Source organism: Paenibacillus sp. Cedars (genome assembly GCF_003184205.1).
GTDB lineage: Bacteria > Bacillota > Bacilli > Paenibacillales > Paenibacillaceae > Paenibacillus_AQ > Paenibacillus_AQ glucanolyticus.
The window spans coordinates 1,386,844-1,409,645 of the sequence record NZ_CP020866.1; the positions used below are offsets into that span (position 1 = coordinate 1,386,844).

Here is a 22,802-nt window from a genome sequence, read left to right on the forward strand (position 1 = left end):
GAAATAGATATTTAAAAGGATGGATGGAGAATGGCATACAAGTTGGTGGCACTGGATGTTGACGGAACGCTGCTGAACGATGATCATGAAATTACGGAAAAAACCAGAAACACCGTCATGGAAGCTGCAAAACAAGGGGTAGAAATTGTACTGTGCACAGGAAGAGGTCCGCTGAATTCGATTCCTTTTATGAAAAGTATGGGTCTTGGCGGTTATGTTATCAGTCATAACGGCGCGGCAACGGTCGAAGTGGAGACCCAGAAGATTGTGCATCAGTTCGGCATGGATCCCCTTCAGCTCGAGCCCTTCATGAAATACTGCCGTGAGCATGGCGTGCATTTTGACGTGAATACTGCATTTGAGATGTATGTGGACCAAGTGGAGGAGCTTGCTGGCCCTGTTCGGTTTATGTATGAAAACTACTTGATGCTGCCAAGCAACCTCCCGGCATGGGAGGAGCTGTCGGGCCCGGTGGTGAAACTTACGGCTTTCGGCGAGTCGGCCGATATGGACCGGGTTTACGGGGATTGGAGCAAGTGGAACCTCCCACTCAACATGCTGCGAAGCGGGGAGTTCTTTATCGATCTCATGCATCGTGATGCATCCAAAGGAAATGCGCTGAAGCAGCTGGCAGCCAATAGAGGTTATCAACAGGAAGAGGTGCTTGCCATCGGCAATTACTTTAATGATATCACGATGCTGACTTTTGCCGGGATGGGTATTGCGATGGATAATTCTCCTGTGGAAGTAAAGGCTGCTGCCAATGCGGTGACGACTTCAAATAACGAGGATGGCGTACACGAAGCGCTGGTAAAATACTGCTTGTCATAAATCGAATAGGCTAAACAATGAACCCCGCCACAGACACTTGAATCAAGTGCCTGTGGCGGGGTTTTTGTGTGGAATGGGTCTCTTCACAGAGTCCATTCGGAACCGAATGTCATGCATATCCTTCCAAATTTGGATTGACACCCTAATGTTGGCATGCTATTTTTATAAATGAAAATGATAATCATTATCAATTATTTCGAGATGGAGAATACATCTGTTCATCGATTTGATCCAAGGGAGGCTGCTCATGCGTACAGAAGAAGAGCTGAAAATAGAAGATTACATGTTGGATTCGGACCGGAATGGAAAAACCAGCCTGGTTGAGATTAAGGAATATATAGATCGTCATTATAACGAAGCGTTATCCATTTCCCAATTGGCGCAGATGGCTAATATTTGTCCTAAATATTTTGTGGATCTGTTCAAGAAGACCTTTGGTCAGACGACCATTGATTACTTGACCGATGTGCGTATTAATCACGCGAAGCGCCATTTGGTTGAATCCGACGATCGGCTAAGAGATATTGCGCTGAAGGTTGGTTATAAGGATGAATTCTACTTCAGTCGTAAATTCAAGAAGAAGGTGGGCATGTCCCCGACGGAATATGTCAGAAATTCAAGGCAGCTGATTGCGGCCTGCTCTTCATCCATCATTGGGCAGCTGGTGGCACTGAATGTCATACCCGCGGCCGCGCCTCTTGATGCCAAGTGGACCCCATACTACTACAATGCCTACAACTCGGAGATCAAGTCCCGGCTGAAACTTACGTCCCCCTACCCGGATAGCCGATTCGAAGAGAATATCGAGCAGTTATTTCGAGCAAAGCCTGATGCCATTATCGGTATGGATCATCTTGGTCCAGACGATATCAGCAAGCTGAAGCATATTGCTCCTACCTTGATCGTTTCATCCCGTGCAGGATGGAGGGATCAGCTTAGGACGATCGCCGCTTTTTTGAGCAAAGAAGAACAGGCGGCATTATGGATCGAGCAGTATGAACAGAGAGTCCGGTATGCACGCTCGCAAATGCGGCAAGTGGTTGGAAAAGAGAAGGTCATCGCGCTGCGGATATATGGCTCGAACCTCTATATATATGGTAACCGGGGGCTTGGGGAAGTGCTGTATCAGGATTTGCAGCTGATTGCTCCCTGCGCTTTGGATGCCAACCATAATCAGCCGATTTCGCTGGATGATCTGCTGGAGTGCAATCCTGACCGGATCCTGATTGCGGTATGCCCTGAAGCCGCCTCTCGCCGCAGTTGGCTTGCGCTTCAGTATTCTGCCAAATGGCACAAACTCAGAGCCGTCGCTCAAGGTGGTGTATATATGATCTCGTCCGATCCCTGGTTTGAATATTCTGCGCTTGCGGTTACGAGAATGCTGGACGAGGCGCTGCTGCTGTTTACAGGAGATAGTCCAAATGGAGTTCTGGATAAAAGCCATGGTGAATCTTTTGCTACATAATATATACTCGACTTAATTGAGAATCATTATCACAGGAGGAGATTGATTGTGGCAAAACGTGTGAACCGTGTAAAGGGTAGTTGGAGAATCAAAATATCAGCAATTGTGTGCTGTGTACTCGTCATAGGCTTGCTGTCAGGCTGTGGGGACAAGGGCGATTCCGGGACAGCGGATGGTGATCAGCAGGCAACAAAGAATGCAGCGACTGAAGTCTCTAATGCAGGAGAAGGCGGCGACAAATCGACAGAGGAAACGCAGACGCCTGATGAGGTGGCAGCTGCAGGGGAGGAACGGACGGTTACGGATGAACTTGGGCATGAAGTTAAAATTCCGGCCGACGTGAGTAAAGTATTCGCACCTAATATGGAGGATTCATTGTTGAAGCTGGGTGTGAAGCCTGTTGCACAGTGGGCTAACGGCAAGATCGGACATGCCTATTTGCAGGAGGAGCTGAATGGCATCCCTCTGATTGATTTTTCAGGAGGCTTGCCTTCACCGGAAGCGTTAATGTCCTATGAGCCGGATCTTATCGTACTGCATACAGAAACTTACGCAGCGGATGGAACTTATGAGAAATATGCCAAAATCGCGCCGACGTATGTGTTTAAGAATGCCTCCGGCAATGTTGAGAAGTCTCTGGCAACGCTGGGGGTTCTGCTGGGGAAAGCTCCAGAGGCTGACGAAGCCCTGGCCAACTATAGGCAAAAAGCAAGCGAAGCGAAAGATAAGCTCAGTCAGGTGGTTGGGGACAAGAAGGTTGCCATTATTCGTTTTGCACCTAGAGGTGTCAGTCTGATGGGCGGAAATTATCTGTGCGGGTTCGTTATTCATCAGGATCTAGGGCTTGGCAAGTCCAAGCTTGTCGAGAACGAAAATGCGGCTAACATCTCATTAGAGATCCTTCCTCAGCTGGATGCGGACTATGTTTTTGTAATTAACGCTTATGATCAAGGAACCGAGCGCATGAAGGAAATGACGGAAAGCCAGATCTGGAAGAGCATGCCTGCTGTCAAGAATGGGCAGGTGTATGAAGCAAATAACGCTTACTGGCTTGGAAGTGGCCTCATTGCATACGAGAAAATCGTAGACGATGTCGTTCGCTCCATTACGGGTCAATAGGGAGGGCATCATGAGCAATCCTATACTCCATCTGGATATGATGCGTCGCAGTGTCGAGCTGTCAAATGCAGAGCATTGGGTAAAACAGTCGAGTGCAGGGCATCGCCGCTATCGGATCATGGCCGCACAGCCGATGGGGCAGGCTCCTCCGGCAGGGTATCCAGTTATTTATTTGTTAGACGGCAACAGCGTGTTCCATACGATGGTCGAAACCCTGCGTCTGCAGTGTCATCGACCGGACAAAACGGGGATTCTGCCTGCTGTCATTATCGGTATCGGTTATGAGACGGAGGGGCAGTACGCCCCGGACCGGTTCTATGATTACACGCCTTTTCCCAATACGAAATTCAGGAACAAGTTTGATGGCAACTCGGTACCGGAACAGGGGGGAGCGGCTGAATTCCTGCAATTTATGGAGGAGGACGTGAAGCCGCAGATCGAAAGCGAGTTTAACATTGACCGTAATCGCCAGGCGATATTCGGCCATTCACTTGGCGGATTGTTCACGCTGTATGCCATGTTCAGCAAACCGCAGGCATTCAGATATTACATTGCAGGGAGTCCTTCCATTCATTGGAATCAGGAGTATCTGCGTGAGATGGAACAGCGCTTTACCGAGCGTGTGAAGGAAGATCCGCTCCAGGTGCGGCTGATGCTTGGCGCGGGAGAACTGGAGAGGTCTCATGTGACTGGCAATTGCATAAGCGCTTGTCAGCTCGCTGAACGCTTGGCTCTTCTGTCAGGATACGGCATCCATGCTGAATTTAAGGAGTTTGAGAGCGAAGGGCATCTCTCCGTGCTGCCGGTCCTCATAAGCAAAGCCTTGAGGTTTGCGCTCAATCCGGATGACTAAGGAGTTGAATGATATGGAGTATGCAGGTATCCGAGGAAAAGTGGCACTCGTGACCGGGGCTGCCCAAGGTATTGGGGAAGCGGTGGCAAGAGCTCTCGCTCAGCAAGGAGCCATTGTGGCGGCTTGCGATCAGAAGGAGGCTGAGCTGATCAGCCTCGCCGCTGATTTAAGCCAATCGGATGCGCTAGCAGCCGCTTATCAAGTCGATGTCGGTCACAGCGCCGATGTCGAAGCCGCTGTTGAGCGAATCGAGAGCGAGCTTGGTCCGATTGATATTCTCGTTAATGTCGCGGGTGTGCTGCGAATCGGCGGGATTGATTCACTGGATGACGAGGATTGGCAGACGCATTTTAACGTCAATACAAACGGCGTGTTCTACACGTCGCGTTCCGTTGTGCGGCGTATGGCTAGACGCAATAGAGGGGCTATTATAACGGTCGGATCGAATGCGTCCAAAGTTCCGCGTGCACAGATGTCTGCCTATGCTTCCTCCAAGGCAGCATCGACCATGTTCACGAAATGTCTGGCACTCGAATATGCCCGTCATCACATCCGATGCAATGTCGTTTCTCCCGGCTCTACCGATACAGAGATGCAGCGTTTGTTATGGAGGGGCGGTCAAGGGGCAGAGTCTGTCATTGAGGGTTCGCTTGAATCCTTTCGTGTCGGCATACCGCTGGGCAAAATCGCACTTCCTTCCGATATTGCGGATGCTGTTCTGTTTCTGGTATCCGATCAGGCAGGACATATTACGATGCAGGATTTGTGCGTAGATGGCGGTGCGATTTTGGGCTGCTGAGGATTCTCGGAATGTACGAGATTCCAAATAAAAAAATATGGGTAGGCTCATAAGCAGAGAGGAGACTGTAATGTTACGCTATGATGCTCCAACCGCAGCCGAGGCTGCGAAACTTATGGAACTATATCGGTCGGGTTCGTCTTTCTTCTTCTCATCGCCGCGCAAGACGTTATTAACGCATGGAGAGTATTCGAGGCTGTCTATCCCCTCGGGAAACGACAATAGGTCGCTGCCGGAACGTGTAGCGGAGCTGCTGGGAGCAGCGAAGCAAGCGGGACGAACGGAAGCCGTGGTTGTAGGTGCCATCCCTTTTAACACATTGCAACCGGCAAACCTGTTTATCCCCCTTACAGCACAGTGGTATGACTCACTTCAATTCACAACGGGAGAAGCGCCCGAAAGACCGCAAATTTCCGGTTATGAAGTACAGCCTGTTCCGGGACCCACGCAATTCAAGCAAGGCGTAGACCGTGTGCTGGAGCTGATCCGGCAAGATGTACTCCAGAAAGCCGTGCTTTCCCGAACATTATACATCCATCTTCCCCAGGCCTTGCAAATTCCTCAAATCTTGTATCACTTAGCATATTATCACGCTCATGGTTATACCTTTGCGGTTCCATTGCTGCCGGAATTATCGCTCTCCACCAGTCCTGATGCCATTGCATCGACACGTACGCTATTCGGTGCAAGTCCCGAGCTGCTCGTTACGAAGAAGGGGCTCCGGATTCAAGCTAATCCATTGGCCGGCTCTGCAGCGCGCAGTGAGGATCCGGTTGAAGATGAGCGGCGGGCGGCGGCGCTGCTGTCCTCCGCGAAGGACAGATACGAGCATTCGGTTGTCATTGATGCGGTGGCAGCTGCTTTACAGCCTTATTGCAGCAAGCTGGACGTTCCCCCAGGCCCTTCGCTTATACAGACGAAGGCCATGTGGCATCTGTCTACTGAAATCAACGGCGTGCTGAAGGATGATGCGGTGACGTCACTGGATCTTGCCCTGGCAATGCATCCGACACCAGCGATATGCGGTACGCCCAGCGATGCGGCCCGGAATGTCATTCAAGAGATCGAGTCGTTTGATCGCGGCTTCTATTCGGGAGCCGTGGGCTGGTTGGATGAAAACGGGGACGGAGAGTGGGCTGTCACGATTCGCTGTGCGGAAACGGAAGGGCAATTCATGCGGGTATTTGCGGGGGCCGGCATTGTGACAGGCTCAGATGCAGATGCAGAGCTGGCCGAGACGTCAGCTAAATTCCGCACGATCCTGGCTGTTATGGGCTTGAACGAACAACAACCGATGACTCTGAAGGAGGAATAAGCCATGTTGGCAGGATGGAGGGCTTGGCCTGAGGAATTTGCGAACCGTTATCGCGCGGAAGGATGCTGGCAGGGAGAAACCTTCGGACAGCTGCTGCGGAAGCGGGCCGCAGCAGACGGGGAACGGATCGCAGTCGTGAGCGGTGATCAGCGGATCAGTTATGCGGAGCTGGACCATCGAGTGGACCGTTTGGCTGCCGGTTTTCTTAAACTCGGAATTAAGGCCGAGGATCGAATTATCGTTCAGCTCCCGAATATAGCGCAATTTATCGATACGATATTCGCGCTGTTCCGGATCGGGGCGCTGCCTGTCTTTGCTTTGCCTGTTCATCGCAGGAGCGAAATCGTCTATTTATGCGGGTTCAGCGAGGCGGCTGCCTATATCATTACAGACAAGGACTCGGGATTTGATTACCGGGAATTAGCGTCTCAAGTCCAAGCATCGGTCCCATCGCTTCGTCATGTCATCGTGGCAGGCGACCCGGGTTCGGGGGCATTTACCTCCCTGGACGATTTGTATATAGATGCCGCGAACGAAGTGTACGACCGGTTAGACGCGGAGGGTCCTGATTCTGGCGACGTTGCATTCTTGCAGCTGTCGGGAGGAACGACCGGGCTTCCAAAGCTCATTCCGCGCACGCATGACGATTATATATACAGCCTGCGCGTTAGTGCGGAAGTATGTGCTCTCCATAAGGAGAGCGTCTACTTGGCCGTACTTCCGGTCGCCCATAATTTTCCGCTCAGCTCGCCGGGCGTGCTGGGGACATTGTATGCGGGAGGTTGCGTGGTGCTTGCCCGTTCAGCCAGTCCCGATGTCGCATTTCCTCTAATAAGATCAGAGGCAGTGACGATTACGGCTGTCGTTCCGCCACTGGCCTTGATCTGGCTTGAGGCGGCTCAATCCCGTCATTATGATCTGTCTCAACTGCAGGTGCTGCAGGTTGGCGGGGCCAAATTCAGTGCCGAGGCAGCCAAGCGGGTGAAAAGGGTCCTGGGCTGCACGTTACAGCAAGTATACGGAATGGCGGAAGGCTTGGTGAATTATACCAGGCTGGATGATCCTGAAGAAATCACGGTGAATACACAGGGGCGACCGATGTCGCCGTTCGATGAAGTGCGGTTGGTCGATGAGGATGATGTTGAGGTACCTCCCGGTGAGGTAGGGGAGCTGCTGACACGAGGACCCTATACCATTCGCGGTTATTATAAAGCGGATAAACATAATGAGAGGGCATTTACGTCAGACGGCTTTTATCGTACGGGCGATCTTGCAAGCATGACGCCTTCCGGTTACTTGGTAATTGAAGGCCGTTCGAAGGATCAGATTAACCGCGGAGGCGATAAAGTAGCGGCAGAGGAGGTTGAGAATCATCTGCTTGCCCATCCGAACGTGCACGACGCAGCTGTGGTAGCCATGCCGGACGAGTTTCTTGGCGAGCGGACCTGTGCTTTTGTGATCGTGCATGATCCTGCCATCAGCGGCAATGAGCTGAAGGCTTTTCTTAGAAAAAGAGGGCTGGCCGCATATAAAATTCCCGATCGGGTGGAGTTCATGGAATCCTTCCCCCACACCGGGGTAGGCAAAGTGAGCAAAAAGAGTCTGCGTGAACTTGCGGCACAACAGCAGGATGAACGGGTGAACGTATCAAAATAAACGAGAAAAGAGGAGATAGGATGGCACTTCCTAAGATATTACCTTATCCAATGCCTGTGGAGACAGATTTACCCAAGAACAAGGTGACGTGGACGGCAGACCCGAGTCGTGCCGTGCTGCTCATCCACGATATGCAGCAATATTTCGTTGATGCATTTACACCTGATCAATCTCCTGTCGTGGAGTTGATCGCCAATATTCAGAAGCTGCGTCTTTACTGTACAGAGCTGGAGATTCCGGTTATCTATTCCGCACAGCCTGGCGGCCAGGCACCCGAGCAGCGCGGCCTGCTGCAGGATTTCTGGGGGTCCGGCATCGATGACGGACCCTATCAGAAAAAGTTCGTTGATGCGGTTGCGCCTGCTGAACAAGATATGCTCCTAACCAAATGGAGATACAGCGCATTCCAAAAAACGAATTTGCTGGAGATTTTGCGCGAGCAAGGGAGAGACCAGTTGATGATATGCGGCATCTATGCGCATATTGGCTGCTTGTTGACTGCCAGCGAGGCCTTCATGAAGGATATTCAGCCCTTCTTCATTGCGGATGCGCTTGCGGATTTCTCGGAAGAGAAGCATCATCTGGCGCTTACCTACGCTGCAGAACGATGCGCTGTAACACTGACGACGGAACGCCTTGTCACCTCGCTGACCCAAGCTTACCGGCCTGAGTCTGAGGGGGTTGGATCGTTCAGCGGAGGAATGGATGAAAGGGTAGCTGTGGAAGAACAACCCCCGCTGACACTGCAAAGACTTCGAGATGAAGTGGCAGCCCTATTACAGGAGCAGCCGGCTAATCTGGGCGAAACCGACAATCTGATCGAATACTGGGGACTGGATTCCATTCGAATTATGAGTTTGACCGAGCGTTTGCGTCGCGACGGCATCGATATCAGCTTTGTGGAATTAGCTGAACATCCCACACTGGCCGATTGGTGGAAGCTGCTCTCAATCAAGATGAGTGTGTCGCCGCCTAATTATGATTACTATACGGTATAGAGGGAGGGGATTTATATGCTTGAGGAGAAGAGGGGGCGCTGGTCTCTGTCCGGAGCTCAGCTGGGTATTTGGTTTGCGCAGCAGCTTGATCCAGACAACCCGATATTCAACACAGCGGAATGCATTGAGATACGCGGTCCTGTAGATCAGACTCTATTCGAAACGGCTGTACGACAAGCGGTGGGGGAGGCGGAAGCCTTACACGTTCGCTTCGGTGAAGATGCGGACGGTCCTTGGCAGTATATCGTTCCTTCCCCGGAGTGGCAGCTTCAGGTTATCGATGTCAGCGGGCAGGATGACCCGGTTCATGCTGCCCAATGTTGGATGGAGCACGATCTTGCCCAGGTTGTAGATCTGAGCCGAGGGCCGTTGTTCACGGAGGCACTGCTCAAGCTGGCATCCGATCGCTACTATTGGTATCAGCGCATTCATCATATCGTGATCGACGGTTTCGGCGTATCGCTGCTGTTAAAAAAAGTTGCCCAGGTTTATACGGCATTAGCAGGCGGTGGATATTCTGAACCAGCTGCTTTTGGCCCATTTCGTACGATCCTGGAAGAAGATACGGCTTATCGCATGTCCCAACAGGTCGAGGCGGATCGTCAGTTCTGGCTGAAGCGCTTTGCCGATGAACCGGAGGTTGTCAGTTTAGGCGGCCACGCCCAGCGGTCTGCACGGAGCTTCCTGCGCCGATCTGGGCAGCTTCCCGAATCTGCGCTGCATCGCTGGCAGTCAACCGCTCAAGCAACAGGGACAAGCTGGCCGGACGTCGTTGCAGCTGCAGCGGCTCTGTACGTACATCGTATAACAGGGGCAAATGAGGTTGTGCTTGGCTTGCCGGTCATGTGTCGACTAGGCTCAGCCTCGATCCGTGTTCCAGGCATGATGATGAATTTGCTGCCGCTTCGCGTGTTTGTACGGCCCGATATGAGTCTGATGGTGCTGCTGCAGCAGGTCGCAGCAGAGATTCGCGACATCAAGCGTCATCAACGCTACAGGCATCAGGACATTCGACGTGATCTCAAGCTGCTGGCGGATAACCGCAGGCTGTTCGGGCCGATGGTGAATGTGATGCCCTTTGTAGAGGAATTAAATTTTGGAGGATACGGCGGCAGCGTCCGCAATCTTGGCTCCGGTCCCGTGGATGATCTGTCATTGAACGTGTATGGTAGCATGGATGGGAACGGGCTGAGGATGGATATGGATGCCAATCCGTCCATTTACAGCGAAGAGGAGTTAGAGTCCCATTTACACCGCTATTTGTATCTGCTTGATAGTCTTGCAGACGCTGAACCGGCTGATCCTGTCGGAGGCTTGTCGATTATCCTGCCAGATGAACGGGACAGAGTGCTCCTGGAGTGGAATGATACAGCGCGTTCATTACCGAGGCTAAGTGTACCGGAATTGTTCGAAATGCAGGCCGCACGCACCCCGAAGGCGGAGGCGGTCGTATGTGAAGCGTTAACGCTTCGTTACGAGGAGCTGAACAGGGACGCTAATCGCCTGGCTCATATGCTTATTGCTCGCGGTGTAGGTCCTGACCGAATCGTTGCCCTATCGCTGCCGCGTTCTCTGGATATGGTTGTTGCGATTCTGGCTGTGCATAAGGCCGGAGCGGCCTATTTGCCGATAGATCCGGATTATCCGTCCGAACGGATCGCTTACATGCTTGAAGATGCGAAGCCGATGTGTCTGATTACGGCACAGGAGCTGGCTGAGGATTTTGGCAAAATGATAAGAACAGAAGCCATTGTAGCGTTGGATGCACCGGCCACCCTCCATGATCTGGAGCGGCAGGCCGTTCATAATCCCGGAGATGACGACCGCATTAGCTCGCTGTTGCCGCTTCACCCTTCCTACGTCATCTACACCTCCGGTTCGACAGGGCGCCCCAAAGGGGTGATGCTCACTTTTGAAGGACTTGCCAATCTACTTCTGGATATGCAGGAGCGCATTGAGATCGGTGAACAGGATCGCCTCCTGTCGGTTACTACCATTTCCTTCGATATCTCGGTGATGGAGGTGCTCCTGCCGCTGACATGCGGCTCGACACTCGACATTGTCATGAGGGATACCATTCTCGACGCACCGGCTCTTATTCGCAGAATCCATGAGACGGGCGCTACCATTATGCAGGCTACTCCGACGTTATGGCAGTCGATTGTTGCTTGCCGTCCCGGGAAGTTTAAGGGGCTGAAAGTCATTACAGGCGGCGAAGCCCTGCCGGTTGGACTTAAGCTTGCGCTTCAGGAACTGAACTGCGAAGTGAATAATCAGTATGGCCCGACCGAAACGACGATTTATTCAACGGCTGCCAAGCTTGACCATGAACGCGAGAAGCCATCCATAGGGGGGGCGATCTGGAACACGAGGTTATATGTGCTCGATATGTCACTCTCTCCGGCACCTCCTGGCGTAGCTGGCGAGCTGTATATTGCAGGTTCCGGACTGGGCCGGGGCTACCTGGGCCGACCCGACCTGACCGCAGAACGGTTTGTGGCCGATCCCTTCGGTCCACCCGGATCCCGAATGTATAGAACAGGCGACCTCGCCAGATGGCTGCCGAACGGCTGGATTGATTATTTGGGGCGTGCCGATCATCAGATCAAGCTGCGCGGATTCCGTATCGAGACCGGAGAGATTGAGTCTGTGCTTGTCACTCATCCGGATGTGGAGCAGGCTGCCGTCATCGTTCGCGAGGATCGTGCAGGTGATCGCCGGCTAGTTGCTTACATCGTACCGGCATTATCAGCTTCATCTGGTTTGATAGATACGGCAGAACTGCGGCGCTACGCCTCCCTGAAACTGGCCGAATATATGGTGCCGTCTGTCATCGTAAGACTTGAGACCATGCCGTTAACTCCGAATAAGAAGGTGGATCGTAAAGCGCTGCCTGTGCCCGATCATCATGCGGCGATTGGCCGTATGCCGCGAACTCCGCAAGAGGAAATGCTCTGCAGAATTTTTGCTGAGGTGCTTGGCTTGCCCCGGGTAACGATAGATGATGATTTCTTCGCGCTTGGCGGTCACTCCTTGCTTGCCGGTAGGGTGATGGTTCGTGTCCGCGAGGCTTTCGGCGTAGAGCTGAGCATCGGAAGTTTGTTTGAAGCTTCAACAGCAGCGAGTCTGGTGAAGCGGCTTGACCATGCACAAGAGGCAAGACATGCGGTTCGCCCGGCTGAGCGGTCAGAGCGTCTCCCGCTGTCGTTTGCCCAGCAGCGATTATGGTTCCTGTATCGACTGGAGGGGCCAAGCCCAACCTATAATATTCCGCTTGTGGCTCGCCTGTCGGGTACGCTGGATCTGGATGCATTGAAGTCGGCACTGGGGGATGTAGCCGCTCGGCATGAATCGCTGCGTACGATATACCCGGATGATCTGGGTGCTTCATATCAGTTTATCTTAGCCTTTGAGGAGGCAAGGCCTGAGCTGATTGTATCCGAAATAAGCGAAGCAGACCTGCCTGAGCGGTTAGCTGAGGCTGTCCGATACCGTTTCGAGTTAGCAAGCGAGATTTCCTTGCACGTAGAGTTATTCAAGCTGGATGATGATGAATATGTGCTTCTGCTGCTGCTGCATCATATTGCAGGAGATGGCTGGTCGTTAACCCCGTTAACACGGGATCTGTCCCACGCCTATGCGGCACGGTGCCAGAGGAGTACCCCTGGGTTGCCTCCGCTTCCAGTTCAATATGCAGACTATGCGATCTGGCAGGAAGAGCTGCTTGGCAGCTCGGGAGACGAGAGCAGTCTGATCAATCGCCAGCTGGATTATTGGAGAGGCGCACTTCGCGGCTTGCCGGAGCAATTGGATCTGCCAACCGATTATCCAAGACCGGCAGTGGCCAGTTATCAGGGAGGAAGCGTGTCGTTTCCGATTACGCGCGAGCTGCATCAACAGTTAAATGCGCTGGGGCAGAACAACAGGGCTACTTTATTTATGATATTTCAGTCTGCCATGGCGGCACTGTTCACCAACCTCGGCGTGGGAACGGACATCCCGATTGGCAGTCCTGTCTCGGGCCGGAACGACGACAATTTGGACAACCTGATCGGCTTCTTCATTAATACGCTTGTGTTTCGTGTCGATACCTCAGATGATCCGTCATTCACTGAACTGCTGCAACGCGTACGGGAGATGAGCCTGGCTGCGTTCGAGCATCAGGACGTGCCGTTCGAACGCCTAGTAGAGGCACTGAACCCACCGCGTTCCCGGGCGCGGCACCCGCTCTTCCAGGTGATGCTGGTTCTGCAGAATACACCAGAAGCCTCGCTTGATCTGCCTGGAATTACGTCCAGCTTGCAGCTGCAAAGCGTGGGTACGGCGAAGTTTGACTTAACGTTCGAGTTGACCGAGCGCCGGGATGCAAACGGCGAGCCTGACGGATTGGACGGATGGATCGAATTCAGCACAGACTTGTTCAAACATAGTTCTGTGGAAGCGATGGCGGAACGGTTTGTGCGTGTGTTGGAGAGTGCTGTCATTGAACCAAGTAAATCAATCAGCAAACTTGATATTTTGACTGGACAAGAACGTGAGGAAATGAGACAGCAGTGGAGCACTCCGCTGCCTGTCTCGAAGCAGGCTACCATACCCCAGCAGTTTGAAGCACAGGTAGGCCGCTCGCCTCTTTCGACAGCCATCGTCTGTGATGGCGAATCGCTGAGTTATGAGGAGCTGAACGAGCGTGCGAACCAGCTTGCTCATATGTTAATCGCGTCAGGTGTCGGTACGGAACAGATTGTGGCTCTGGCACTCCCGCGTTCTATCGAAATGGTGATTGGTATTCTGGCTGCACTCAAGGCGGGAGCCGCATATCTGCCGCTGGATCCGGAATATCCGGCGGATCGACTGGCTTATATGATGGAGCATGCTTCTCCAATATGTCTCCTGGCAAGTGTTCAGGTGATGGATCAGCTCCCGAATTCAGCAAGTGTGCAGCGTATCGTAATCGATGAGCCTGAGCAGGCTCTGCGACTGCAGCGCTATTCCAAGCAGAATCCAAGCGATCTTGAGCGACACCGGCCGCTTATGCCGCAAAGTGCGGCCTACATCATCTATACATCCGGATCTACGGGCAAGCCCAAGGGTGTGCTTGTACCGCATCAGAATGTCATCCGGTTATTTACGTCTACTGAGCATTGGTTTCATTTTGATGAGACGGATGTGTGGACTTTGTTCCACTCCTATGCCTTTGATTTCTCGGTATGGGAAATATGGGGACCGTTGTTGTACGGCGGGCGACTTGTAGTTGTTCCCCATACGATCAGCAGGTCGCCGGATGAAATGCTAAGCTTGCTGTCCCAAGAAGGCGTAACGGTGCTGAACCAGACTCCATCGGCGTTCTATCAATTGATACAGGCGGATCGGGAGCAACCGGAGACGGGAAGGAATTTGGCGCTAAGGTACGTTGTATTCGGCGGCGAGGCTTTGGAGCTTGGGCGGCTGGACGACTGGTACCAGCTTCATGCTGATGATGCCCCGCGCCTTGTTAATATGTACGGCATAACGGAGACGACCGTTCATGTCAGCTATTTGGAGCTGAACCGATATAGCGCGATGCCGGGAGCTAGTAGCCTCATCGGAGAATCCATCCCGGATCTTCGGGTATATGTGCTGGATTCCAAACTCCAGCCCGTTCCGTATGGCGTAACCGGCGAGATGTACGTCGCGGGGGCGGGGCTGGCACGTGGTTATTGGGGGCGTCCCGACTTGACAGCCGATCGGTTTGTTGCAGATCCTTATGGTCCCCCAGGTACGAGAATGTATCGGACCGGAGATTTGGCGAAGCGATTTGCCGATGGCACACTGGATTACTTGGGACGTTCTGATCATCAGGTCAAAATACGCGGCTTCCGCATTGAGTTAGGGGAAATTGAATCGGTTCTGATACGCCATGCTGACGTCGCCCAGGTTGCCGTTATCGTGCGTGAAGATCAGCCCGGAGATAAACGGCTTGTCGCCTATGTCGTCAGCCATTCCAATGAGACGTCCTCGGGTGCAGAGCTGCGCCGTTATGCCGCTTCCCTGCTGCCTGACTACATGGTTCCGTGGGCGATCCTATTCATGGACAAGCTGCCGCTTACGCCCAACGGCAAGCTGGATCGCAAGGGGCTGCCAGCCCCGGATATAACGTCTGATGCAGACGGTCGTAATCCGAGAACTCCGCAGGAAGAAGTGTTATGCGAGTTGTTTGCCGAAATATTGGGTGCCAAGAGGGTTGGCATTGACGACAGCTTCTTTGAGCTCGGCGGCCATTCCTTGCTGGCCGTTCGATTGATCAGCCGTGTTCGTGAAGCGCTGGGGAAAGAATTAAGCATTGCGGCTTTGTTCGAAGCGCCCACGGTTGCGGGGCTTGTTGACAAGCTCGAGATGGGTGGTGGGAACAGCGCGCTGCAGGTCGTTCTTCCGCTTCGGACACACGGTAATCAAATCCCGCTGTTCTGTGTGCATCCGGCCGGGGGATTGAGCTGGTGTTACGCCGGCTTGATGAAGCATCTTGGCATGAACTATCCGATTTACGGCTTGCAGGCAAGGGGGATCGCCCAAGCGGAGGAGCTGCCGCAATCTTTGGAAGAGATGACGGCAGATTATATCCGCCACATACGTTCCATTCAACCAACGGGACCTTACCGGCTGCTTGGCTGGTCCTTAGGCGGTAACGTCGCTCAGTCCATTGCGGTACAGCTGCAGGAAGCGGGCGAAGACATCGAGTTACTCGCCATACTGGACGCTTATCCCAGTCATTATTTGCCGATCAAGGATGATCCCGATGAAGACGAGGCTTTGACCGCGCTGCTCGCTCTTGGCGGTTTTGACAGGGAAAGTATTGAGGAGGGGCTCGGCGACACGCCATTAACCATTGCGACGGCGCTTGAATTATTGCGTAACGAGAGCAGTGCACTGGCATCCCTTGAAGAAGAAACGATGATGAATCTGAAAACGACCTATGAGAATTCGGTTCAATTGTTGAAGGCCTACGTTCCGAAGCGATTCGAGGGGGATATGTTATTCTTCCATTCCACCATCATTCCCGATTGGTTCGATCCCATTGATCCGGAGATGTGGAACCCTTATGTGGGCGGAGTGATCGAGCGGCATGATATCGAATGCCGGCATAAGGATTTATGCCAGCCGGGTCCGCTTGATTATATCGGCAAGTGTATTCTAGGCAAGCTGGAGGCAGCTGCACATCAAAAGCAGACAACTGATGACGGGAGGGAGCTAATTTATGACAAATCCTTTTGAACAAGCCGATGGCAAATATGTCGTATTGATGAATCATGAGGGACAATATTCGCTTTGGCCGGCTTTCGCGGCTATTCCGGATGGCTGGACTCAAGCGCTGGGGCTTAGCACACGAGAAGAGTGCATGACCTACATCAACGAAAACTGGGTCGATTTACGGCCGCGGAGTTTATATGCGAATGCCGGATCGGCACCGGAAAACAGGCCATGAGCCGTTGGATGAATCCGAAAAAGGTATTATGCATCGTCTATGTGGCAGCGATGTTTGTTGTTGCTATGGACGCTACCGTACTGAACGTTGCACTTCAGACGATCAGTCAGGAGCTTGATGTACCGCCAGCGGCTTCGGGTATTCTGAACGTCGGTTACTTGGTCAGCCTCGCCATCGTTCTGCCGATGGCGGGCTGGCTTGGCGACAAGTGGGGGACGAAGCGGACGTTTCTGCTGGCGCTGGCCATATTTACCGGAGCGTCCGCATTATGCAGTTTTGCCGACAGCTTAACGTCCCTGACGTTATTCAGGGTAATTCAAGGCATCGGCGGAGGTTTACTGACACCGGTCGGCATGGCGATGCTGTTCCGTACATTTCCTCCGCAGGAGCGTGCAAAAGTCTCCCGTTCACTCATTCTACCGATTGCAATAGCACCAGCAATCGGACCGATTGTGAGCGGTTTGATGGTTGAGCATTTTACTTGGCGGTGGATCTTCTATGTGAATTTGCCAATTGGAATTCCAGCGCTATTGTTCGGGCTGTTCTGGTTGAAGGAACATAAAGAACCGAATGCGGGCAGATTGGACTTACCCGGTTTTCTTCTGTCCGCGCCGGGTCTTGCGCTGCTTATGTACGCGCTCAGCCAGGGACCGCTTCATGGATGGAATGCCCCGCGGGTATGGATCGCAGGACTGGCAGGCATGATATTGCTTGCTGCATTGGTCAAGGTAGAACTGAGCGTCAAGCAGCCGCTGCTGGATCTGCGACTGCTTGGCAACCGCTTGTTCCGAACGACGGGCTTCATTGCGATGTGCGCTTCCGCAGGGCTACTGGGCATGCTGTATGTATTCCCTTTAATGTATCAGAACGCATTGCATGTCTCAGCGCTGGAAACGGGGCTGACCACGTTCCCTGAAGCCATCGGTCTCATGATTGCCTCACAGCTCGTGCCCTGGACGTATCCCAGGCTTGGTCCGAGACGCGTTATTATCATGGGACTCTTGGCAACGTCGCTTATCCTCATCCTGCTCAGCATGGTGGACGCAAACACAAATCCGTGGTTTATCCGCTGCTTGCTGTTTGGCGTGGGCATTTTCCTGGGCCAAACCGTCGGATCTGTACAGATTGCTGCCTTCGCTACCATTCCGCCAACCTCAATGGGGCGGGCTTCGACTTGGTTCACCGTGCAGAACAGGCTGGGCCCTGCAATCGGCTTGGCTGTGCTGTCTGGCATCCTGGCGGCTGTCGGTACGGGAAGTGTGAACGCAGCAGGGGACATGGAGCCGAATCTGATGGCTTACCGGGCGGCATTGCTTGGAGCAGCAGGATTCCTGCTCATCGGTGTCGGTTTTGCGTGCTGGATTCGGGATTCGGATGCCGCGGCTACGATTCGCAAGCCCGTTGCTTCGAAGCCGGTGAAAGAACAGGCATCTCCGGTTGAAAGTTAAAACAAGATAAAAGTATTTTAGGGTTAGTGATGTTAAGCTCGAGCAGATCGTGTGCAAATGTTAATGATGAGAGCGGCCTTGGTAAGTTGGACAAGGTGGCTTTTTATCATTGATTGTACATCGTATGGACTTCTCCTCATCCGCACGATGCGTGGTTTTGGGGCATGCTTGGATGGCTGTCGACCATTGTTACTCTTTCGATTCAAGAGATAAGATCAGCAAGCTATCTGCATAAAATCTTTAATTAAAGATTCTTTGACTTGACTTATAATCAGTTAACTGATAAATTGATAATAAGATAAAGCAACAGCAGCATGGAGGAGGGATGGGATGATATGGCGATGAACTTGATGACTCGGGGAACTCGGTTACGATTATTTCTATCCGCCCAGAACGCAGCTAAAGCTTGCAGAAGCGGTAATCCATGCCCAAGGTAGGCATGAGCTGGATTAGAAATTGCATATCCCTTAACCTCATGAAAGCTCGGATGCTGACTAAAGAATAAACGGTATACAAACAGTGGAATACGAAAATCATATGTTATCAATGTGAAAATTAAATCGTCCTAATATGTGCCATGACGCCGTGGCGGGCGTTATAGATCGGTGTCGTAATGGATATATATTTTTTTACAACATCACTTAATTAGTTAATTGAAAGAGGTGGGAATTGTTATGCATCACATTCCAGGGCATCATCATATATCCATGCTCACGAAGAACGCTCCGTTAAATCATGAGTTTTATCATAAGAAATTGGGTTTGCGCAGAGTAAAGAAGACAGTCAATCAGGACAATCCTTCCATGTACCATTTGTTTTATGGGGATTTAACTGGAAGTGCCGGGACCGAGCTATCTTTCTTCGAAATGCCTGCTGCAGGCAGAACGGTCCGCGGCACCAATGCGATTACGCAAATCGGGCTGCTTGTTCCCTCCTCAGATAGTCTGAAGTATTGGAAACAGCGGTTTGAACAATATGAAGTTACCCATGGTGACATGACCGAGTACGCAGGCAGAGAAGCGCTTCCATTCGATGATCCGGAAGGACTTCGCCTCATTCTGATTAACCATGACGGTGCCGAGGTACCGGCTGGTTGGGCAGCTTGGGAAGATTCCACGGTTGAACAGGAGCACCGCATTCTGGGAATGGGGCCGGTTGAGATGACCGTACGCAATCTCGGAAAAATGGCGGCAACACTCACGGAAGTTCTTGGATATACCGAAGTTTCACGTTCGGAACATGAAGCGATATACCAGTCCATTGAAGGGCAGGCGCTTGGTGAGATTGTAGTTAAGCAGCAGGATGGGCCAAGCGAAAGACCAGGACGGGGCAGCGTACACCATCTGGCGATCCGTGTAAACAACGAGGAGGAGCTCGCTTATTGGAATGAGGCTGTCATAGAACGGGGGTTCCAGTCGACGGGAATCATCGACCGCTTTTATTTCAAGAGTCTGTATTTTCGCGAAGCGAACGGCATCTTATTTGAAATCGCGACGGACGGACCGGGCTTCACAGCAGATTCCAGCGTAGAAGAGCTGGGCAAGCGGCTGGACCTGCCGCCATTCTTAGAGGGCAAACGTGCTGAAATTGAAGCAAAACTGACACCATTAGATTCATAAAGGAGGCACCACATCATGAAAGAATATCGTATTGATCCGGATAAAGGACTCGAAATCGGCATTTATTCCATCGGTGAGCATATGATCAATCCGCTGACCGGAACCCGCATTAGCGCTGAACAACGTATACATGAACTCATCGAGGCAGCGAAGCTGGCGGATGAATCCGGATTGGACGTAGTTGCGGTAGGGGAAAGCCATCAGACTTATTTCACCACGCAAGCACATACGGTCATACTGGGCGCGATTGCCCAGGCAACAAAGAATATAAAAATCGCAAGCTCGGCCACGGTGCTGAGCACATCGGATCCGGTGCGTGTGTACGAGGATTTTGCTACGCTTGACCTGATCTCGAAGGGTCGTGCCGAAATTGTAGCCGGCCGCGGTTCACGTGTTGGGGCGTACAGCCTGCTTGGTTATGACGTGCGTGATTACGAGGAATTGTTTGAGGAAAAGATGGAGCTTCTGCTCAAAATCAATGCGGAAGAAACCGTAACCTGGGAGGGGCAGTTCCGTGCGCCGCTGAACCATGCGGCTATACTTCCGCAGCCTCAATCCGGAAGATTGCCGATCTGGCGCGCCGTCGGAGGACCGCCCGCGAGTGCAATCAAAGCAGGTTATGCCGGGGTTCCGATGATGCTGACCACGCTGGGCGGCCCGGCCAGGAACTTTAAGCTTGCGGTTGATGCGTACCGTGAAGCGCTGCAGCGCAGCGGATATGACCCTGCTCTGCTTCCGATAGCAACCACCGGCTTATTATATACGGCAGAGAACTCGCAGGATGCGCTTCGTGAATACTATCCGCATATTAATTCCGGCATGATGGCGCTCAAAGGCGGCGGTTATCCGAAGCAGCAATTCGCTCAGTCAACGGATCACCGCGATGCGCTGATGATCGGGAGTCCGCAGCAGATCATTGAGAAAATGCTCTATCAACATGAGCTGTACGGACAACAGCGCTTCTTGGCCCAGATCGACTTTGGCGGACTGCCATTTGATAAAATCGCCAAAAACATTGAGCTTATTGCTACGGTCATAGCACCGGCGATCCGAAAGCATACGGCTAAAACAAAGGAGAATATCGGATGAAAATCGTAGGAATCGCCGGCTCGAACGTCGGCACCAAAACCAAAACGGCGATGGACTATACTTTGAATGCAGCCCGCGCTCAATATCCGAATGCCGAGATTACTTTGCTGGATTTGGCGGAATACACCATCGTGTTTGGGGATGGAAGGGATTATCGCGAGTATGATGGAGATACGAAATATGTGGCCGAAACGATTATGGAGGCAGACGCAATCATCATCGGAACGCCTACTTTCCAAGCTTCGATTCCGGCAACGCTTAAAAATATCTTTGACTTATTGCCAGTGAACGCATTTCGCGGCAAGGTGGTCAGCATGCTGGCGACAGCAGGATCAGCCCGGCATTTTCTGATGATAGAACAGCAGTTAAAGCCAATTCTGTCTTATATGAAGGCACATATCGTACCAACCTACGTGTTTATCGAGGAAAAGGATTTTCACCGCAATGAAATCGTAAATGACGATATTCTCTTTCGGATTGATCGGCTGGTGGAAGATACGGTAATGCATCTGAACGTGCTGACAGCCATTCAGGAAGCCAAAGATGCAGCCTATGATTTTTGATAAGATGAAGACACACAATAGATAAGGTAAGATGAACAAGGGGTTATCCTCTGCGTAATTGCAGAAAGGATAACCCCTTTGTTGGTGTTCCGTTGGACTTAAGATATCGGGAGATAATCATTCAGGCTCAGCGAACCGTGTCATTCTTGCAGTTCGTTGAATCAGAATATCACTTCGGATTCCGCAGGCCTTTAGGCAGATGATTCTTAAGCTGACCGCCGCTGGATTTGCCCCAGCCGATGGGGAGTCCATCTGTAGTCACTAAAGTCCACCCCCGGTATTCGGAAGGAATCGAAAGCACCTCTCCCCGCAGATAGGCGGCTACTTCCGCCGAATCTGAGGCCAGATCCCAGCTTCTCGCAGCTTGGTCGCGTTTCAAGGACATAGCAAGGGCATGTGCGGGCTCGATCCGGTTCTTCTTCAGATGCGCCAGGTGAAGTCCTGCACGGGGCATCTTCAGTCCCTTAAGCTGCTGGTCATTCCAATCCCAGCCTTCGCTGACCGGGAGCCAGTACAGCTCCTCGCCAAACAAGATCGGTCTGCCGCCGCTAAGCTCAAAGCCGGGGATGTCCTGCTTCGCCCAGTCCAGAAACGCGTCCAACGCGGACTGCGCAGGGGGTTGATTGCCGCTCTGTCTTGATTTAGCCGGAAGTTTGCTGTTTGTTGACAACGACTCCATGTTCTGACTTACAACTCCGGCAGCCGATTTGGTCAAGACGGCAACAAAATGCCCCTCGCCGCGTTCCAGATGCGGCCATAAACGCTTCATTTCTCTCAGTTCCATGTCGGGATACTGCTTGAGAATACGCCCGACCATTTCCTCGTTCTCGGCCTTATTGAATGTACAGGTGGAATAAGCCAACGTTCCTCCGGGTTTGAGCATGTGGTAGGCCTCCTGGACAATGTCCCACTGCCGGGAAGCACACAGTTCCACATGATCGTGGGACCATTCGGCAATGGCTGCGGCGTCCTTTCGAAACATGCCTTCACCGGAGCATGGAGCATCAAGCATGATCCGGTCAAAGCAGGCAACGAAACGGCGGGATAGCTGGTCCGGGGCCGCACTCGTAACAACAGTATTCTTAATGCCCATACGCTCCACGTTCTCGGCCAGGATCCGTGCCCGTTCGGGGTGGATTTCGTTAGAAACGAGCAGCCCTTGCCCCATCATCTTGGACGCAATATGGCTTGTCTTACCGCCGGGAGCCGCTGCAAGATCCAGGATGGTCTCCCCGGGCTGAGGATCCAGCAGTTCTACTGCGGACATTGCAGAGGGCTCCTGAATATAATATAGTCCGGCGGCATGGTAGGGGTGCTTGCCTGGACGCTCGTTATCATCATAATAATATCCGCTGTCACACCAAGGCACCGCTGTCAGGTGGAATTGGCGAATCAGGTTCTTTAGGTTGTCTGCGTCATGAACCGCTTTCAGCCGGTTTAGGCGCAGTCCATGGGTGCGGGGCGAATCGTAGCTGTCCCAGAAGTCATATGAAGCATCTCCGAGTATTTCATTCATACTGGTAACATAGCCTACAGGCAATAGTTCCTTTCTCATTCGTTAAATAGCTCCTTCTATAGAATAAATAGC

Annotated in this window: 15 protein-coding genes; 14 read left to right on the forward strand and 1 reads right to left on the reverse strand. The window is 52.3% G+C overall.

Going from position 1 to position 22,802, the window contains the following annotated elements:
• Positions 1–30: 30 nt before the first annotated feature.
• From B9D94_RS08120 to B9D94_RS08185, 14 genes are all read left to right on the forward strand, one after another.
• Positions 31–831 (forward strand): Cof-type HAD-IIB family hydrolase, encoded by an 801-nt coding sequence (locus B9D94_RS08120; RefSeq protein ID WP_006211674.1) that lies wholly within the window; start codon positions 31–33, stop codon positions 829–831.
• A gap of 247 nt (positions 832–1,078) precedes the next feature.
• Entirely contained in the window at positions 1,079–2,296 is a 1,218-nt protein-coding gene (locus tag B9D94_RS08125; RefSeq protein ID WP_148246780.1) for an AraC family transcriptional regulator, read from the forward strand.
• A 48-nt stretch (positions 2,297–2,344) separates the two neighbouring features.
• Positions 2,345–3,415, forward strand: coding sequence for an ABC transporter substrate-binding protein (locus tag B9D94_RS08130; RefSeq protein WP_148246781.1), 1,071 nt, complete (start codon positions 2,345–2,347; stop codon positions 3,413–3,415).
• A 10-nt stretch (positions 3,416–3,425) separates the two neighbouring features.
• Positions 3,426–4,268 (forward strand): alpha/beta hydrolase, encoded by an 843-nt coding sequence (locus tag B9D94_RS08135; protein WP_148246782.1) that lies wholly within the window; start codon positions 3,426–3,428, stop codon positions 4,266–4,268.
• A gap of 13 nt (positions 4,269–4,281) precedes the next feature.
• Positions 4,282–5,067 carry a 2,3-dihydro-2,3-dihydroxybenzoate dehydrogenase gene (locus B9D94_RS08140; RefSeq protein ID WP_148246783.1) on the forward strand — a complete coding sequence of 262 codons (786 nt, stop codon included), beginning with the start codon at positions 4,282–4,284 and terminating at the stop codon, positions 5,065–5,067.
• A 70-nt stretch (positions 5,068–5,137) separates the two neighbouring features.
• Positions 5,138–6,382, forward strand: coding sequence for an isochorismate synthase DhbC (gene dhbC / locus B9D94_RS08145; RefSeq protein WP_148246784.1), 1,245 nt, complete (start codon positions 5,138–5,140; stop codon positions 6,380–6,382).
• 3 nt (positions 6,383–6,385) lie between these two features.
• Positions 6,386–8,038 (forward strand): (2,3-dihydroxybenzoyl)adenylate synthase, encoded by a 1,653-nt coding sequence (locus B9D94_RS08150; protein WP_148246785.1) that lies wholly within the window; start codon positions 6,386–6,388, stop codon positions 8,036–8,038.
• Between the two features lie 20 nt (positions 8,039–8,058).
• Positions 8,059–9,036, forward strand: a complete 978-nt coding sequence (locus tag B9D94_RS08155) for an isochorismatase family protein (protein ID WP_076150950.1) — start codon at positions 8,059–8,061, stop codon at positions 9,034–9,036.
• Between the two features lie 15 nt (positions 9,037–9,051).
• Entirely contained in the window at positions 9,052–16,284 is a 7,233-nt protein-coding gene (locus tag B9D94_RS08160; protein ID WP_148246786.1) for an amino acid adenylation domain-containing protein, read from the forward strand.
• Positions 16,268–16,495, forward strand: coding sequence for an MbtH family protein (locus tag B9D94_RS08165; RefSeq protein WP_006211666.1), 228 nt, complete (start codon positions 16,268–16,270; stop codon positions 16,493–16,495). Before B9D94_RS08160 ends, B9D94_RS08165 begins: the two co-directional genes overlap by 17 nt.
• On the forward strand, positions 16,492–17,943 hold the full coding sequence (locus B9D94_RS08170; protein WP_148246787.1) for an MDR family MFS transporter: 1,452 nt from the start codon (positions 16,492–16,494) through the stop codon (positions 17,941–17,943). The genes B9D94_RS08165 and B9D94_RS08170 overlap by 4 nt, the downstream gene beginning before the upstream one ends.
• Before the next feature lie 674 nt (positions 17,944–18,617).
• The gene (locus B9D94_RS08175; RefSeq protein WP_148246788.1) at positions 18,618–19,562 is read left to right on the forward strand and encodes a ring-cleaving dioxygenase; all 945 of its coding nucleotides are present in this window, start codon (positions 18,618–18,620) and stop codon (positions 19,560–19,562) included.
• Between the two features lie 15 nt (positions 19,563–19,577).
• Positions 19,578–20,651, forward strand: a complete 1,074-nt coding sequence (locus B9D94_RS08180; RefSeq protein WP_148246789.1) for an LLM class flavin-dependent oxidoreductase — start codon at positions 19,578–19,580, stop codon at positions 20,649–20,651.
• The gene (locus tag B9D94_RS08185; RefSeq protein ID WP_148246790.1) at positions 20,648–21,214 is read left to right on the forward strand and encodes an NADPH-dependent FMN reductase; all 567 of its coding nucleotides are present in this window, start codon (positions 20,648–20,650) and stop codon (positions 21,212–21,214) included. Before B9D94_RS08180 ends, B9D94_RS08185 begins: the two co-directional genes overlap by 4 nt.
• Before the next feature lie 169 nt (positions 21,215–21,383).
• Here B9D94_RS08185 and B9D94_RS08190 read toward each other — a convergent pair whose 3' ends face one another.
• Positions 21,384–22,769 (reverse strand): RsmF rRNA methyltransferase first C-terminal domain-containing protein, encoded by a 1,386-nt coding sequence (locus B9D94_RS08190; protein WP_006211661.1) that lies wholly within the window; start codon positions 22,767–22,769, stop codon positions 21,384–21,386.
• Positions 22,770–22,802: the final 33 nt, after the last annotated feature.